Origin of the sequence: Natronosalvus rutilus (genome assembly GCF_024204665.1) — an archaeon.
Classification (GTDB): Archaea; Halobacteriota; Halobacteria; order Halobacteriales; family Natrialbaceae; genus Natronosalvus; species Natronosalvus rutilus.
This window is the reverse complement of the sequence record NZ_CP100355.1, coordinates 2556272-2572514: the sequence shown is the minus strand read 5'-3', so window position 1 is coordinate 2572514 and position 16243 is coordinate 2556272. Positions and strand designations below refer to the sequence as shown.

General features: G+C 62.7%; 15 protein-coding genes and 2 tRNA genes. 7 read left to right on the top strand and 10 right to left on the bottom strand.

Translation table 11 applies throughout. The annotated features are described in order from the left end of the window. Window positions 1-255 precede the first annotated feature (255 nt). Window positions 256-408, bottom strand: a tRNA-Met gene (locus tag NGM29_RS12245). Between the two features lie 107 nt (window positions 409-515). Between NGM29_RS12245 and NGM29_RS12240 the strand changes: the two genes are divergently transcribed. After that, the gene (locus NGM29_RS12240) at window positions 516-1613 is read left to right on the top strand and encodes a DUF7115 domain-containing protein (RefSeq protein ID WP_254156529.1); all 1098 of its coding nucleotides are present in this window, start codon (window positions 516-518) and stop codon (window positions 1611-1613) included. Window positions 1614-1737: 124 nt separating this feature from the next. Here the strand turns inward: NGM29_RS12240 and NGM29_RS12235 are convergent, their stop codons facing one another. Continuing rightward, window positions 1738-2097: a DUF5830 family protein gene (locus tag NGM29_RS12235; protein ID WP_254156528.1), complete on the bottom strand. Its 360-nt coding sequence runs from the start codon at window positions 2095-2097 to the stop codon at window positions 1738-1740. A gap of 190 nt (window positions 2098-2287) precedes the next feature. Here NGM29_RS12235 and NGM29_RS12230 point away from each other — a divergent pair, with 190 nt between their 5' ends. After that, window positions 2288-3004: a TVP38/TMEM64 family protein gene (locus NGM29_RS12230; RefSeq protein WP_254156527.1), complete on the top strand. Its 717-nt coding sequence runs from the start codon at window positions 2288-2290 to the stop codon at window positions 3002-3004. 126 nt (window positions 3005-3130) lie between these two features. Here NGM29_RS12230 and NGM29_RS12225 read toward each other — a convergent pair whose 3' ends face one another. Next, window positions 3131-3658 carry a response regulator transcription factor gene (locus NGM29_RS12225; RefSeq protein ID WP_254156526.1) on the bottom strand — a complete coding sequence of 176 codons (528 nt, stop codon included), beginning with the start codon at window positions 3656-3658 and terminating at the stop codon, window positions 3131-3133. Between the two features lie 119 nt (window positions 3659-3777). Continuing rightward, on the bottom strand, window positions 3778-3894 hold the full coding sequence (locus tag NGM29_RS21250; RefSeq protein ID WP_305882003.1) for an HVO_2523 family zinc finger protein: 117 nt from the start codon (window positions 3892-3894) through the stop codon (window positions 3778-3780). A gap of 168 nt (window positions 3895-4062) precedes the next feature. Between NGM29_RS21250 and NGM29_RS12220 the strand changes: the two genes are divergently transcribed. Further along, window positions 4063-4383, top strand: a complete 321-nt coding sequence (locus NGM29_RS12220) for an antibiotic biosynthesis monooxygenase family protein (RefSeq protein WP_254156525.1) — start codon at window positions 4063-4065, stop codon at window positions 4381-4383. A 285-nt stretch (window positions 4384-4668) separates the two neighbouring features. On the opposite strand, the gene NGM29_RS12215 is transcribed toward NGM29_RS12220, so the two are convergent. After that, entirely contained in the window at window positions 4669-7803 is a 3135-nt protein-coding gene (locus tag NGM29_RS12215; protein WP_254156524.1) for an adenosylcobalamin-dependent ribonucleoside-diphosphate reductase, read from the bottom strand. Between the two features lie 495 nt (window positions 7804-8298). On the opposite strand from NGM29_RS12215, the gene NGM29_RS12210 reads away from it, so the two are divergent. Then, window positions 8299-8478 (top strand): DUF8029 family protein, encoded by a 180-nt coding sequence (locus tag NGM29_RS12210; RefSeq protein WP_254156522.1) that lies wholly within the window; start codon window positions 8299-8301, stop codon window positions 8476-8478. On the opposite strand, the gene trpG is transcribed toward NGM29_RS12210, so the two are convergent. Genes trpG through trpD form a run of 4 tightly spaced genes read right to left on the bottom strand, consistent with a single transcriptional unit; the run spans window position 8454 to window position 12690 of the window. Then, window positions 8454-9128 carry an anthranilate synthase component II gene (gene trpG, locus NGM29_RS12205; RefSeq protein WP_254156520.1) on the bottom strand — a complete coding sequence of 225 codons (675 nt, stop codon included), beginning with the start codon at window positions 9126-9128 and terminating at the stop codon, window positions 8454-8456. The genes NGM29_RS12210 and trpG overlap by 25 nt on opposite strands. After that, a complete protein-coding gene (trpE, locus tag NGM29_RS12200; protein WP_254156518.1) occupies window positions 9125-10981 on the bottom strand; it encodes an anthranilate synthase component I in 1857 nt (618 codons plus the stop codon). The genes trpG and trpE overlap by 4 nt, the downstream gene beginning before the upstream one ends. A gap of 28 nt (window positions 10982-11009) precedes the next feature. Further along, window positions 11010-11678, bottom strand: a complete 669-nt coding sequence (locus NGM29_RS12195) for a phosphoribosylanthranilate isomerase (RefSeq protein ID WP_254156516.1) — start codon at window positions 11676-11678, stop codon at window positions 11010-11012. A gap of 1 nt (window position 11679) precedes the next feature. Next, a complete protein-coding gene (gene trpD, locus NGM29_RS12190; RefSeq protein WP_254156515.1) occupies window positions 11680-12690 on the bottom strand; it encodes an anthranilate phosphoribosyltransferase in 1011 nt (336 codons plus the stop codon). 168 nt (window positions 12691-12858) lie between these two features. Here trpD and NGM29_RS12185 point away from each other — a divergent pair. Continuing rightward, window positions 12859-12933: transfer RNA gene (locus NGM29_RS12185), tRNA-Val, on the top strand. Window positions 12934-13435: 502 nt separating this feature from the next. Further along, window positions 13436-14782, top strand: a complete 1347-nt coding sequence (locus NGM29_RS12180; RefSeq protein WP_254160544.1) for a ribonuclease J — start codon at window positions 13436-13438, stop codon at window positions 14780-14782. Window positions 14783-14901: 119 nt separating this feature from the next. Here the strand turns inward: NGM29_RS12180 and NGM29_RS12175 are convergent, their stop codons facing one another. Next, a complete protein-coding gene (locus NGM29_RS12175; RefSeq protein ID WP_254156513.1) occupies window positions 14902-15096 on the bottom strand; it encodes a DUF5786 family protein in 195 nt (64 codons plus the stop codon). A gap of 478 nt (window positions 15097-15574) precedes the next feature. On the opposite strand from NGM29_RS12175, the gene NGM29_RS21475 reads away from it, so the two are divergent. Next, window positions 15575-16231 carry a DUF7504 family protein gene (locus NGM29_RS21475; RefSeq protein WP_425499142.1) on the top strand — a complete coding sequence of 219 codons (657 nt, stop codon included), beginning with the start codon at window positions 15575-15577 and terminating at the stop codon, window positions 16229-16231. Window positions 16232-16243: the final 12 nt, after the last annotated feature.

The window sequence follows — 16243 nt, the reverse complement described above, 5'->3', positions numbered from 1 at the left end:
AAGTACCCGATTCGGGTTACACACCGCTGAGAGAAGTGAGTTTGCGGGGCCTGGTATCCGTTACTCTCACTGTAGATGATGTCCTCGACGACCCGTCGCGATCGATTGTCCCTCGTCGATTTCGTACACCACCGGTTGCCGACGAGTTCTCTCGCGCCCGTCGGGAAAGCCGGATCAGGCTACCCACCCCGTACACCAGTGAGGAGACGCACAGCTCGGGGTCGTTAATAGCGGGCACCGACACAAATGGTAATATGCCCGGGGAGGGCTCCGAACCCTCGATCTCCGCATGTCCCAGGTTCGAGGCTCGGCAGAGTCCTCGAGGGACACGGAGGCTTCCAAGGCGAAACCGCACCGAATCTCTGAACCCTATGAGTGCGGCGCTATGTCCAGCTAAGCCACCCGGGCTTGCTGCAACTGCCGGTTGTTCGCTGTGTTTCTTTAACCTTCCCATTCGCCGACGGCGTGTAATCCCTACCCACGGATTTATCACCAGCCCATACGAACCACGGTGCATGACCGTTCCCGGTATCGTCCAGTCGACGCTCGAGGGCGAGGAAATCGCCGCTCGAGTGCCACTCGGTGGTGACGACGAACTGTTCATCACACCCTCCAGGACCATCATCTATCGCGCCGAAGGACTGCTGAGCGACGAATCCGTCGACACGTTCTCGCACGACGCCGACCGACTCACCCTCTCGGAGGGGCGCCGAAAGACACGATTTACGCTCGAGTACCCCCTCGATGGCGAACGCGAGTTCACGATTCCGGGCAATCGAACCGACGAGGTCCTCCACCCCGTTCTCGCCGGCGTCCTCACCGGCAACGACATCACCGACTCGGGCGAAACCGTCCTCAAGACGTTCCGCTTCAGCGAACTCACCCTGATCATCACGAGCGATCGACTCGTCAAACACATCGGCGAGGCCGTCTGGGACAGCGACTTCGAGCAGTACCACTACGCCGACGTGACGAACCTCTCCTTCGAGGACGGCAGCGTCGCCACGCAGGTCGTCCTCGGGGTGGACGGTCGCCAGCAGCGGATCAAAGCCCCGAATGACCAGGCCGACGAGGTCGCTGAACGCCTCAAGCGCGCGCTCTGTTCGTTCCACGACGTCGAGACGCTCGAGGAACTCAACGCACTCCTCGCAGCAGACGAAGACGATGCAGACGAACCGACGACCGAGTCGGCGTCAGGCGTCGACTTTGGTATCGGTGTCGACCCGCTGGATGCGAACCCACCGGAGCCAGACGACCTCGGCGGGGAGACGACCGCGAGCCAGGAACCGACCGAGACCGACTCATCCAGCGACCCACTCGGCTCCTCGAGCGCCTTCGATTTGGGGTCAAATACGGACGAAGGTGCCGGGCAGACAGCCCAGCAGCAGACCGCCGACGACGCCCTGCACGACGAATCCAGCGTGACCGGTCGATCTTCGGTCTCGACCGGCACAGTCCGGGACACGTCGACGACCGACTCGCCCTCGGCCGACCCGGAGCTGCTCGAGCGGATCGAGTCGCTCGAGTCGGCCGTCGAGGCCCAGACCGAGTTGCTCGAGGCGCAGCAGGCGACTATCGAACAGTTGATCGAGGAGCTTCGGCAGGGTCGATAACTGTTGCTGGCAAAGCTATCGAGACTATAGAAGCTATCGGAATTATAAAAGCTACCGGAATTATAGCAACTCCCGAACGTATAGTTATGGCGTTACGGCGGCGTTTCTGACATGACCACCGCCCTCACTCTCGCCCCGTGACTTTCCTGATACACGACGAGCCAAACGGCCCGAGTTCGCCGGCCTCGAGCTTGATGAAGTGACCCGTCGAGAGCCCGGCGCCACAGCGTCGACAGGAGAACTCGCCGTCCCTGGTGACGACCTGTTCTTCGAACCGGACGTACTGGCGGCTCTTCACGCGAACGATGCCGTCCTCCCGGTCGATGATGCCACGCAGTTCCGCCTCGTCGAGGATCGTTCGCGTCACCGCGGGATCCGTAGTGATCGTCTCGATCCGGTCGACGACCGCCGGGAGCGGGAGCGACTCGTGCTCGAGTCGCTCGAGGAGAGCGAGTCCGAGGTCGACGCGGTCGTCTTCGGCCATCGTGCTCGCTCTCGAGTGTTCCGTGGATAGTGATAAACGTTGTGTCGGCGCTCGGCCCTATCGGCCGGTTTGGTGCTCTCAGTACCGAACAACACGGAGATTGGAAGGAAGGGAACCGCTGCTATCACCTCGGGAGAACATCACGAGACAGAAAGGTTTCAACCCCGGCGTTCGAACCTCCGGCCAATCGATGGCGTCGCCGATCACCACTCGAGCCCTCCTCGGGACGGTACTCGTGGGTCTCGTCTTCCTCGCGAGCCTGCTCGTCTCGCCGTCGGCCACGGTCGGCGTGCTCGAATCCGTCGCCGGCGACCCGTACCGGTTCGGACTCGCCGTCGCCGTCCTGTACGCTGTCCGGCCCCTCTTCGCGTGGCCGACGACGCCGCTCGCCGTCCTAGTCGGCTACGGCTATGGCGCGGTTCTCGGCCTCCCCGTCGCCCTGTTCGGCGTCTCGCTGACCGTAATTCCGACCTACCTCGTGGTTCGCTGGCTCGTCGGGGGAACCGACCGGTTGGCCGGCGAGGGACGCCCACTCGCAGGCATCCTCGGGCGGAGTTGCGACGTGATCGACCAGTACTACGACGCCGTCGGCCCCGTTCGCGGCGTCGTCACGTCGCGACTCGCCCCGATTCCCTCGGACGTCGCGACGGCCGCCGCCGCCGTCAGCGAGGTCCGGCTTCGACACCTCGTCGTCGGAACGGCCCTCGGTGAGCTGCCGTGGACGATCGCAGCCGTTCTCGTCGGTGCCTCGGCGGCCAATCTCACGAACGACGTCCTGGTCGACGGGGTCGGTCAGCACGGGCTCGTCCTCGCCGGATCGGCGGCGGTCGTCGCCGTCGCACTGTTCGCACCGTCGATCTACAGCCATCTCCGAACCGGGTCGACCGCGAGGACGTCGCTCGAGTGAACGGAGACGCGTCTCCGTTCACGTTCCTGTGTCCTCACGGTATTCGCGCTACTCGCCTTCGGCAGATCCTTGCGCTACTCGTCCCTGGCAGATCCTTGCGCTACTCGACTTCGGCGAACCCCTGCGCTATTCCCCTTCGGCAAACCCGTCTCCCATCGAGTTACCGAGTTCCTGCAGATCCGCCTCGAGTTGTCGGTATCGCTCGGTTCCTTCCAGGTCATCGATCGAGAGGGAACCGTCGATCGCTTCCTTCTTGTTCGAGAGGGCCGCCACTTCGCGGCGACCGTGCTGACCGTATCGCGACTTCGCGCGGAGGGTTTCGATCAGGCGCGTCAACGTCGTTCGCGAGACCGGCTTCGTCACGTAGTCGTCGACGTCGAGATCGATGATGTCGAGTCCGGGGTCGACGGCGGTGACCATGATGACCCAGCAGTCGTGGCCTCGACGGCGGAGTTCGTCCAGGACCTCGTCGCCGGTGAGATCGGGCATCTGTCGATCGAGCAGCACGACGTCGACCTCGTCGCTCAACTGCTCGAGTGCGCCGCGACCCGTGTAGGCGGTGCGAACGGCGTAGCTGTCGCGCATCCAGCTCGCGTAGAGGTCGACCAGGTCGCGCTCGTCGTCGACGCCGAGAATCGTCGGTTTGGTGGGCATGCGACGGGAATCGTCAGAACGTGGGGCACTCGAGGGGGTAGTCGTTTCGGTGAACTCAGTCGGTGAGTCGTCCGCCGTCGTGGGAGTATCGAAGTCGCTGAGCCTGCTGTCGACTGGGACTATCGAAACGGATCAGAACAATCGTAGACGACGCCGTGTTGCGGACAGACGTACTTGCAGTGACGTTTGTAGAGGTGGGCCCCGCAACTGGGACACGCGGGTCCAGCGTCGGTCATTGGCTGGGTTTCGCCGTCGGGCGTGCTAAGTGTTCCGTCGGAGGCGCTGTCGAAGGTTGCCCTCGTGTATCGTGCGTGGACTGCGCGCTTGGCAGGGGGTGTCTCCGGCGCATCTCGTGTTCGCGGAAGCGAATCTTTTTGACCGCGAACGCCTGGGTACAGGTATCGATGTACCTGGTTACGTTTCGCCTGGATCCGGGAGAGTACGATGCGGAGTTCCACGAGTTGAACGATTCAATCCAGGCCGTTGCCGAAGAGACGGACGGGTATCGCGGCAAACGAACGTGGAACGACCCAGCAAGTGACGAGGTGCTCGTCGTCTACTACTGGGAGACACTCGATGCGCTCGATGCGTTTGGCGCGGATGCAGACCACAAACGAGCGAAACAGCGGTGGACTGAGTGGTACGACGCGTACGAAGTCACCATTACGGATGTCATCGAAACGTATGGAAGCGGATTCGGTGACTCCGCAGACCCGCCCAAGTAGTGTATCAACTGTACTGGCTGTATTCGAGTCGGAAGTATCACCCGCCAGGGTTTCAACTGAGCCCCGTAGGATGGTCACGTCGTCGGGTTCAGGCCTGACACGGACATTCGCCGCTCATCTCGATAACCTCTCGAGAACCTCTCGACGGACGTGGGATGCGCCAGATAGGATTCGATTTCAGTTGGCCACTGGCTCGAGAGCCACTCCTCAAGTGAAATCGAACCCGCCATCGAAAATCTGGAAAGCTAAAAATCCGAATCGGTGCCGGATGCTACTAGTACTCGATCAACACTCGCTCCAACCGCAGGACTCGCAGGTCTTACACCCCTCCGAGAAGTACAGCGAGAGCGATCCACAGGAGGGACACTCCGGTGACTCGCCGGCGTCGATGAGGTCCTGCGTGGCGTCTCGTTCGTCCGCAGTCGCCGCACCGCCGTCGGTCTCGTGGTCGGTATCGACGACCTCTACGTCGGTCTCGAGACCGGTTTCGGCGTCAGTCTCGGCGTCCGCTGACTCCTCGAGCGTCTGCTGTCGCGGGTAGGGTTTGTCGATTTCGTCGTCGAGATACCGACGCATCGCGGTACCGATGGCGTCCGGAATCGACTGGATCTGTTCGCCCTTGTCCCAGGCGACTTTCGGACTCCGGGTCCCACAGAGTTCGTCGATGACTTCCTCGGGATCGACGCCCGAACGCAGCGACGTGGAGATGACCTTCGCGAGCGCCTCAGTGAAGGAGTTCGTGAAGCCGCCGGAGTGACCGATGTTCGCGAAGAGTTCGAACGGCTGGCCGGTCTCGGGGTCCTCGTTGATCGTCACGTACACCTTGCCGTAGCCGGTGTCGATCCGCTGGCTCACGCCCTGGAGCGAATCGGGACGTTCGCGCTTCTCGGCGAAGTCGACTGTGACGGGTTCGTCCTCGTCGCCGAGGGTCGCCCCGTCGGCCTCGAGGACCTCCCGGACGTCCGCGCTCTCTAAGAACTGCTCGAGGCCGCCGAAGATGTCGTCGATCTGCTCGAGCAACGCTTCGGCCGCTTCCTGCTCGTCGGCGTACTCCGTGTTGTCGGCTCGCGTCGTTAACACCTGCTTCGTCCGGGTGCCGTCTCGGTAGTAGGTGACGCCCTTGCCGCCGTGCTCGTAGACCCACTCGAAGACGTCCTTGGCGTCCTCGAGCGTGGAGTCGTTGGGCGCGTTGACCGTCTTCGAAATCGCGGAGTCGACGCCCTCCTGACAGGCACACTGGACCGCGGCGTGATCTTTCGCCGAGAGGTCCGCGGTGATGACGAACAGTTCGCCGATGGCGTCCGGGACCGTCTCGAGTCCCTCGACGCCGTCGAACTGGTTCGTGGCCATCTGTTCCTGGGCCTCGCGTTTCGCGGCCTCGACGTCGACGTCGTTGGCCTCGAGCACGCGGAGGAAGTAGTCGTCGAACTCGACGAGCATCTCGTCGCCCTGGACGTCGTCGGTGACGTTTTTGTAGTAGGCGACGTTGTAGATGGGTTCACAACCGCCGGTCGTGTTGCCGACCATCGAGGTCGTACCGGTGGGCGCGATGGTCGTCACGTTGTGGTTCCGGATGGGGTAGCCGTCGGTCCAGTCGTCGGCGGACTCGCCGGTCTGACCCTCGAACCACTCGCGGTACTCGGTGGGGTTCGCGTACTTCGAGTCGTCCCAGTCGGCGAAGGAGCCGCGCTCTTCGGCGAGTTCGTGGCTGGTCGCTTTCGCGCCGTGGTTGATGTGGGTCATCAGCTGGCGGGCGACCTCGTTGCCCTCGTCGCTGCCGTACTTGATGCCGAGCTGGATGTACAGCTGGGCGAGGCCCATGATGCCCAGCCCGATTTTGCGCATCCGGCGAACGGTCTCTTCGATCTCCTCGACCGGGAAGTCGGACATGGTGACGACGTTCTCGAGGAAGCGAGTCCCGTACTCGATGCGCTCGTCGAACGCCTCCCAGTCGATGGCGTCCTCGAGGAACGCGGCGACGGCCTCTTCGTGGCTCTCGTACTCGTCGGCGTGTTCGGCCGACCAGACCCGCCAGTCGGGGGCGTCGAAGTCCGCCAGCGTCGAGAGGTTGATGTGGCCCAGGTTGCAGGCCTCGAACTCCTCGAGCGGCTGTTCGCCGCAGGGATTCGTCGCCAGAATCCGGTGGTCGGGGTGCTCCTCGACGTCGAAGGAGTGTTCCTTGTTGACCCGCTCGAGGTAGATGACCCCCGGTTCGCCGTTCTCGTGGGCGCCCTCGACGATGCGTTCCCAGATGAGTTCGGCGGGCACCGAGAGCGGTTCGCCAACCTCGACGTACTCGCCGAGGTCGTAGCGCTCGTACATCTCTTTGGTCTCGGCGGTGGCGATGTGAGGCTCCTCGGTCCGCGGGTTGGTGAACGTGTACTCCTCGCCGTCCTGGACGGCTTCCATGAACGCGTCCGTGACGCCCACGGAGATGTTGAAGTTCGAGAGGTGGCCCTCGACGGCGTTGCGCAGGTGTTTCGGTACCTTCCCGTCGTCGTCGATCAGGTCGCGGGCCTCCTCGAGCGCCTCGGCGAACGTCGTGTACGTATAGTCGTCGGGGTCGTTGAGCCGCAGGGTGTGCGCCAGCGAGACGTCCTTGTTCTTGGCGTGGATGAACTCGATGACGTCCGGGTGCGAGACGCGCATGATGCCCATCTGGGCGCCTCGCCGCGTCCCGCCCTGCGCGATGGTTTCACAGAGCTGGTCGTATGTCCGCATGAAGGTGATCGGCCCGGAGGCGATGCCGCCCGTAGAGCCGACGCTGTCTCCGAACGGGCGCAGTTGCCAGAAGCCGTAGCCGACGCCGCCGCCGGACTGGAAAACCTCGGCGGCCTTCTTGGCCGTCTCGTGGATGTCTGCAAGATCGTCGTCGGGGCTCATGACGAAACACGCCGAGAGCTGCTGGAGTTCGTCGCCGGCGTTCATCAGCGTCGGCGAGTTCGGCATGAACGAGAGGCTCTCCATCCCCTCGATGAACGTCTCGGCGACGTCCTCGACGTGCTCCCGCACGGGTTCCGGGAGTTCGGGAACGATCGTGTCGTAGGCGAACTTGTTGACGTTCCGCTCGGTCAGCGTTGTCTCGATATCGTCGTCCACGGTGGTCCCCTCCCCGAATACCTCCGCGGCGAGTTCGTCCCGGCGCGGGTGACCCGGCTTGAGCTGGTCTGGCGTGACCGTGATCTCGAGGTCCTGGTTGTTCGCCTCGTACACCGCCTCGGCCAGCGCGATGTTCTTCCCGACGCGCTCGAACAACTCCTCCTGGGTCTCGGCGAGTTCGCCGTCGGCGTCCTTCCGGAGGTAGCGGGCAGGAAGGATGTTCTGGTAGGCGTTGGCCGTCATTCGCTCCTCGAGTGTCTCCCCTTCGGTGCGCTTGATCGGTAACGTGAGGTCGTCCGCGGTGAGTTCGGACTCGCTCATGCGCGTGCCACCTCGAGTACGCAGGAGTCTCCTGACGCGAGTTTCCCCGAAAATTGAGTGTTCCGTTCCATGAGTAGTGACGACGGTTTGGTGTTCTCCCAACCCTATAAATCTACCTGAGTTGTAAGAACGCAATTTCAGTTGTGTTTATACCTGTCGGTGCTCGCAAATGAAACCGGCGACTGAGACTGCCGCCGTGGCGTCTGTGAGTCACTAGGAACCCAACGGTCTTAATGATTTCCAGAGGGGACCGAAAGTGATCGCATTTCCGTTCGGAGAAGCTACGTACGGCAGTTTTTAGTTTTTCGACTGGTTCGCGTGACGATCTCGCGAACACACGACACGGTGGGGTGCCTGATCCGTTCGTGGTTTCGATGCGTCACCTCGACTCGCGGCTCGAGCGACTCGACTGGCTGTCGCCGACGAAACGTTCACCTCCGAATTACTGTCAAGATGGTCGGAAGTATTAGGTATCTATAGCGCGCGTAGGTAGTTATGCTCGATCCGATTACAGGTTCACCGGTGCTCATGGTGCTCGCGGCACTCGTCGTCCTCTTCGTCGTCGTCGCCGCGGTCAGGTTCGCGATCAAGATGGCGATCCGAATCGGTCTGGTCGCCGCCGTCGTCCTCGCTGGACTGTACACCGTCGGCTATCTCGACGTCCTTCCGTTCTGAGAACCGATTCCGTCGAGAAAGTTCTCGATGACGTCGTGTCCGGCAGCGGTGAGGACGCTTTCTGGGTGAAACTGCACGCACTCGAGCGGCACGTCCGGGTCGACGTGGCGAACGCCCATCACGAGCGACTCGCCGTCGTGGTCGGTCGTCGCCGTCACTTCGAGACAGTCGGGCACGTCCACCGCGACGAGTGAGTGGTACCGGCCGGCCTGGAACCCCTGTTCGAGCCCCGAGAAGACGCCCTGCCCGTCGTGGGAAACGGGTGAGGCCTTCCCGTGAATCGGCGCCGGAGCGCGGTCGACCGTCCCGCCGAGGGCGTAGACGACAGCCTCGAGGCCGAGGCAGACGCCGAGGATCGGAATCGTCGATCGCAGTTCCCGGATGACGTCCATCGAGACGCCCACGTCCCGGTCGTTCTTCGGATGGCCGGGGCCGGGACTGATGATGATTGCATCGGCCTCTACCGCGCGGACGTCCTCGAGCGAAGCGGTATTCTTGAGGACCGTCGTCTCGGCGTGCTCGCTGACGTACTCGACCAGATTGTACGTGAACGAGTCGTAGTTGTCGACGACGAGGACGTTTGGACGAGACGGTTCAGTTTCGGTCTCGGCGGGTGCGCCGACGACGCGGTCGTCGCGCGAGGAACTCATCGGCGAGCCTCCGCGACGGCATTTTCGCCGTGCTCGCTGTGCTCGTCGTGGTCGTCCTGTCCGTCGGCCTCGTCCTGTTCGTCGTACTCGCCCCGCTCGCAACGATCCCGGTCGCCACCTTCACCGCTGTGCTCCGAACCCCCGCTCGCACTTGAGTCTACGTCGATCCGCTCGAGGGCGCTCACTACGCCACCCATCTTCTTCTCGGTCTCGTCGTACTCGGCGGACGGGTCGCTGTCGGCGACGAGTCCCGCGCCCGCCCGAACCGTGATCAGCTGGTCGTCGTCCCGTTCCTCGACCGTCGCCGTCCGGATGACGATCGCGACGTCGGCGTCGCCCGTCCACGAGAAGTAGCCGACGCCGCCGCCGTAGAGCCCGCGTGGTTCGTCCTCGAGGTCGTCGATGACCTCCATGGCCCGGACCTTGGGCGCCCCCGAGAGCGTCCCGGCGGGGAACGCTGCACGGGTCGCGTCGAACGCGTCCAGGTCCTCCCGGAGCGTGCCGGTGACCGTCGACTCGATGTGCTGGACGTGGCTGTACTTGAGGACGTTCATGAACTCGTCGACGCGGACCGATCCCGCCTCGGCGACCCGTCGAACGTCGTTTCGCGCCAGGTCGACCAGCATCGTGTGCTCGGCTCGTTCCTTGCCGTCGGCGAGCATCTCGCCGGCCAGTCGACGGTCCTCGACGGGGCTCGAGCCTCGGTCGCAGGTCCCTGCGATGGGGTTCGACATAATTTCGCGCCCGCGAACGGAGATGAGCGTTTCCGGGCTCGCGCCGACGACGGTGAGGTCGTCGTGCTCGAGCAGGTACATGTACGGCGAGGGGTTCACGGCCCGCATCGACTCGTAAAAGCCCAGCGGATCGATGTCGCCGCGGAGTTCCCGCCGACGGGAGATCACGCCCTGGTAGATGTCGCCGTCGAGGACGTGCTCTTTGGCCTTCTCGACGTAAGCCTCGTAGTCTTCCTTCGAGCCAGCGGTCTCGCCCTGGCAACGGAAACCCCCGGTCTCGAGTGCCGTCGCCGACTCCAGCGTCTCCAGGACGCGCGTCGCTTCGGCCTTAAGCTCGTCGTACACTGCGTCCGGGTCGTCGTCGGCCTCGAGGACCGGCGTGAACACGAGCGAAACAGACCCGTCCCGTTCGTCGAAGGACAGCGTCTTCGTCGTCAGGACGAACTGAGCGTCCGGAAATCGCGACTCGGGTCGCTCGCGACCGACCTCCTCGAGCCAGAGGTCGTAGACGGCGTCGTAGGCGAGAAAACCGACGAGTCCGCCGTCGAAGTGCTGGCGGTCCCGGTCTGGCACGTTCTCGAGGCGGACGTCGGGGAGTGCGCCACGGAGTGCGTCGAGGGTGTCCCCAGCCCCGATCCCGGTCCCAGGTCTGGCCCCGGATTCGGCCCCACTGCTATCGATTTCGATCGCCTCGAGCGGCGCCGCAGTCGAGAGCGCCTCGACCTCGACTCCCTCGGACCCGACCGTCACGACGGCGTCGGGATCGTAGCCCACGTACGAGAAGCGGGCGTGGCGCTCCGCCGTGCTCGCGTTCGGCTGGAAGGCCCCGTCCGGGTCGCTCGAGGGCGTCTTTTCGGCGCTCTCGAGCAGGAACGCGTAGGGCGTTCGCTTGCCGTCGTGCTCGCTGGCTTCGGTGCGGCCCGTCGCCGTTCTCCCGGTGAGTGCAGCGTAGGCGGCGAGCGGCGTCGTCTCAACCTCGAGCGTCGCCTGGACGCGTACGACGGCCGGTCGGTCGGATCGGTCGGCGGCGTTCGCGTAGGCACGAAAGGTCTCGCGGTCGGTTTCGAGCGTCGCCGTGTTGGCAGATTGTATCGTGGTCGTCGGTCTGGAATCCGTCATCGCTCCCTCGTAACGTGCATGAAATCTCTCACGGCTCGACCACTCGTGGACGAGAGTCGTTCGTCGCCGTTCGGCGGCCTCGCTCGACGAACGATCGGACGGCGTCCAGGTCTTTGACGCCGGGGCGGGCTTCGATACCGCTCGAGACGTCGACGGCGAACGGCGAGACGGTCCGAATGGCGTCCTCGACGTTGTCGGGCGTCAACCCGCCGGCGAGGATCACGGGCGACTCGAGGTCCGCGGTCGCCGCCCGGGTCCGTTCCCAGTCGTGGGTCTCCCCGGTCCCGCCCGCGCCCTGTTCGCCCGCCGAGTCCACGACCAACGCGTCCGCGAGGTCGTCGTACCGCGAGGCGGCCGTCACCCGTTCCGCGTCGACCGCGAGGAACACCTGCGCGTCGACCTTGGCACGGAGGTACGCGAGGTCGCCGGGGCGCATCCCGCCGTGGATCTGGATCGCGTCCGGGTCGACTCGCTCGACGAGTTCGATCGATCGCTCGGGGCCAGTCGGCATGGTTACCAGGACGGTCGTCACGAACGGCGGCGCGGCGGCAACCAGATCGGCCGCCCGCTCGGGAGCGACGTCGCGCGGCGTGTCGATCGGGACATCCGAGACGATTCCGACGGCGTCAGCACCGGCGTCGACGGCCGCCTCGAGGTCGGTCTCCCGAGTGAGGCCGCAGATCTTGACGCGCGTCACGTCACCGGACCTCCGGGGCGACTCCGCACAGTCGCTCGAGCGTCGCGCTCGCGTCTCCGCTCCGGATCGCCTCGAACGCGCGGTCCGCGCCGGCCTCGAGGGTCGGCGCCTCGCCGGCGACGTAGATGGCGGCGCCGGCGTTCGCCAGGATGACGTCGCGTTTGGCCCCGTCGACGTCCCCCTCGACGATGCCTCGCAGGTCGGCGGCGTTTTCCGCGGGCGTTCCGCCCGAGATGTCGTCGATGGCGTGGCGCTCGAGGCCGAGGTCGGCCGGCTCGAGGGTGTACTCCTGGACCGTTTCGCCGTCGACCTCGGCGACTCGCGTCTCGCCGTGGATGGCTATCTCGTCGGTGCCGGCTCCGTGGACGACGAGCGCCCGGTCGACGTCCATTCGCGCGAGCGCCCGAGCGAGGATCGGAACCAGATCGGGGTCGTACACGCCGACGACCTGGGCGTCCGCGCCGGCGGGGTTCGTGAGCGGGCCGAGGACGTTGAAGATCGTTCGTATGCCGAGTTCCTGACGCGGCCCGATCACGGCCTTCATCGCAGGGTGAAAGACGGGAGCGAGCATGAAGCCGATGCCCTCGTCCTCGATGGTCCGCTCGACGGCCGGCGGTTCGGCGTCGATGGTGACGCCGACCTCCTCGAGCACGTCGGCGCTGCCAGACGAGGACGACACCGAGTAGTTGCCGTGTTTGGCGACTGGCACGCCCGCACCCGCGGCGACGATGGCGCTCGTCGTCGACACGTTGATCGTGTTGTAGTCGTCGCCTCCGGTACCGCAGGTGTCGACGAGCGGTTCGCGGTCGGGGTCGATCGTTCGCGCGGCGTTTCGCATGCCCTCCGCGAAGCCCGCGATTTCGGCTTCCGTTTCGCCTTTCGCGCGCAGGGCCGTCAGCAGCGCGCCGATCTGGGCCTCGGTTGCACCCTCGAAGACCGCGTTGGAGGCGGCTCGAGCGTCGGCTTGCGTCAGGTCGTGACCGTCAGTTACGTGTTCGACGTATGGTTTCATAGGGGGACACCAATGTACGGGTTTGTCTTGTAATGATCAAACAAGTACATCGACTTAAGCGTGTCGGAGCCTCGTCCGTGGTGAGGACTCGCGCACGGCCACCGATTCGAAACCTTCAATTAGGGTGGCGGGCAACGATTGACTGCAGGACGAAGACACGAACCGGACGGGTTGGTGGTCTAGTCTGGTTATGACACCTCCTTGACATGGAGGAGGCCGGCAGTTCAAATCTGCCCCAACCCACTTTTCAGCGACACAACGCGACGAGCGTAGCGTGGCGCTACGCGCCACGGAAATGCGAACGACGAAGTCGTGAGCGTAGCGAGTCGCTTGTCGCTGAAAAGTTGTCACGGGTAGATTTGAACCCTGAAAGTCGCAGCTCGCACAGCGAACGGAGTGAGCGAGCAAGAACGTCTTCCTTCGGTTCAAATCTGCCCCAACCCCGTTCTCACGCTGTAATCTTGACCAGACGGCGTCGGACTCTTTAGAACCGTTCGTCGTCCATGAGAACCACCTCGAGTGGGCGCCAGTCGCCTATTGGGTGTGCTTCTCGAGCACGAACCCCGAAGTATATAGGTTCGAAGAGTCACTATCTATCTAACCGAAAGACGCGCTGTCCCTCACACGGATGCGGGTGAACGTCACGACGACGAACACGTGTGTTACCGCGATCGACGCATCTCACTGACGCTGTACTCGCTCTCTTCCCATTCCCTGTGTCTGGACCGCTATGATCGGCCAATCTATGGAAATCGAAATTGCAACCATCGGCGGTTACGAAGAAGTTGGACGGCAGATGACTGCCGTTCGCGCAGGAAACGACGTCGTCATCTTCGACATGGGTCTGAACCTCTCGAAGGTCCTCATTCACGACAACATCCAGACGGAGAACATGCACAGCCTCGATCTGATCGACATGGGCGCCATCCCCGACGATCGAGTCATGAGCGACCTCGACGGTGACGTCCAGGCGATCGTCCCCACCCACGGTCACCTCGACCACATCGGCGCGATCTCGAAGCTCGCCCACCGCTACGACGCCCCCGTCGTCGCGACGCCATTTACGCTCGCGTTAGTCGAACAGGAACTCGAGGACGAAGACAAATTCAGTTCGGACAGCGACCTCGTCGAGATGGACCCGGGCGAGTCGATGACCATCGGGGATCACGGCTGTGAACTCGAGTTCGTCAACGTCACCCACTCGATCATCGACGCGATCAACCCGGTCCTCCACACGCCCGAAGGCGCCATCGTCTACGGCCTGGACAAGCGCATGGACCACACGCCGGTCATCGGCGACCCCATCGACATGAAGCGCTTCCGTGAGATCGGGCGCGAGGGCGAAGGCGTCCTCTGTTACATCGAGGACTGCACCAACGCGAACAAGAAGGGCCGAACCCCCTCCGAGAACGTCGCTCGTGAACACCTGCGCGACGTCCTCTACAGCATGGAAGACTACGACGGCGGCATCGTCGCCACCACGTTCTCCTCACACATCGCTCGCGTGAAGAGTCTCGTCGAGTTCGCCGACGACATCGGCCGCCAGCCCGTTCTACTCGGGCGCTCGATGGAGAAGTACTCCGGCACTGCGGAACGACTCGGCTTCGTCGACTTCCCGGACAATCTGGGTATGTTTGGGTATCGAAGATCGATCGACCAGTCGTTCGAGCGCATTATGAACGATGGCAAAGAGGATTTCTTCCCTATCGTCACGGGCCACCAGGGCGAACCCCGCGCGATGCTCACCCGCATGGCTCGCGGTGAGACCTCCTACGAACTGGACGACGGCGACAAAGTCGTCTTCTCCGCCCGCGTCATCCCCGAACCAACCAACGAGGGCCAGCGATACCAGGCCGAGAAACTGCTCGGCATGCAGGGCGCCCGCGTGTATTCCGATATTCACGTGTCGGGTCACCTCTGTCAGGAGGGCCACTACGCGATGCTCGACGCGCTTCAGCCTCAACACATCATCCCCGCTCACCAGGACCTCAAAGGCTTCTCCGGTTACATCGACCTCGCCTCGAATCAAGGATACGCACTTGGGCGAGATATCCACGCTTCATCGAACGGAGATATTATCCAGCTAGTTTGAATTGAAGCGCGACCCACCCGCTCGAGTGATACGCTCCTGAAATATCTCTAGGCAATGTTTGCTGATGTGCGAATTATAAGTATAGGTTCACTCGACGATGGGACGATCTAACAGCGACCTCACTCGTCGTCCTGTGCTTTCTTGTCTTTGATGTCTTTGAGTTGGCCGAGTAGGTCGTCGGTCGAACTACCGTTTTCGACAGTAATCGTACCCTCGTGTTCGTGTTCGTGGACACTCACGGCAGCATCTTCGTCATCTTCTGTATCCGCGTTTTGATGCTGTTGCTCAGACTCATCGTAGCTTCCAAAACCCATAGTAACAGGATGAGGACCCAGTGGTATAGTTCCAGCGGTTCAACTATGTCGTTATGAAGGGACGTCAAAAATGGACGAAAAATACTTACGCGTCACTAGAAAACTAGAATTCAGCTTCAGTGCGGCCAGGTTATCTTCACCGTTCGTAGCTGCCCCATATCGGATCTGATCGATTTGGCCGCACATTTGCTTGAAACCGGTCCGTGGAATCTCTGCTGAGCGGTATACCAGACGTATCCTGTGAATCATGACTTCAGAACGTGACCTTCCCTGTGCAGCCTGCGGGGGTGAGCTCGAAGAAGCAACGATTGACCCGTTGGAAGCGGGTGTTTCAGTGACGACGACTGATTCGACCGTCGTCGCAGTATGCCAATCGAGCGGTGAACGGTACTATCCCGAACCGACACTCTGTACGCTCGATCAGTCATCGACTCCAGAATCGAACAGTGAGTGACTAACCCAGACTCGAAAAACACCTATGCCAACACCCAACTCCGACGAACACCTCCGAGCACTCGATTTCGAGGGACTTCCAGACAGTCTTACCGAGGATTCAGTGATCCTCGTCGCAAAACCCGCTCCACTGGAGGAGCACGCCGTCTCGCTCCGGATTTTGGATCGTTATACGTCTCCCGAAGAACGCCGAATTGTCGTCACGACGGCTATTTCTGCTGAACGAACGATCCGCCAGCAAACGGCTCTCGAATCACCAGATTCGGGTCGATTCGGGGTCGTCGATGCGACTCCGCAAAACCATCCTTCCTCCCCGTTTCAAAAGTATCCAGTCGTCTCGTTACCACACTCAGTCGAATTGACTCGGCTCGTACTCGCACTCTGGGAGCTAGAAGCCTCGATGGCGAGCGATAGCCGGACGACCCATTTTGGGATTCGATCACTCACGCCGCTACTCGCAGACGAGGGTCTGGAACGCACTATCAGTGTCCTCGAACACCTCATCGAGGGGCGGACTGACTCGGGGCTCGTCGTCCTCGGTCTCGAGTACACCAGACACAATGAGGCAACGCTCTCTGCACTGAGAGAGATCGTCGATGGAATCGTCTGGATTGAAGAACGAACGGATGGTTCAATTTCGGCGGAGTACCGGCGAGTACACGAACAACTCAGTGGCATCTGATCGCGCTTTTCT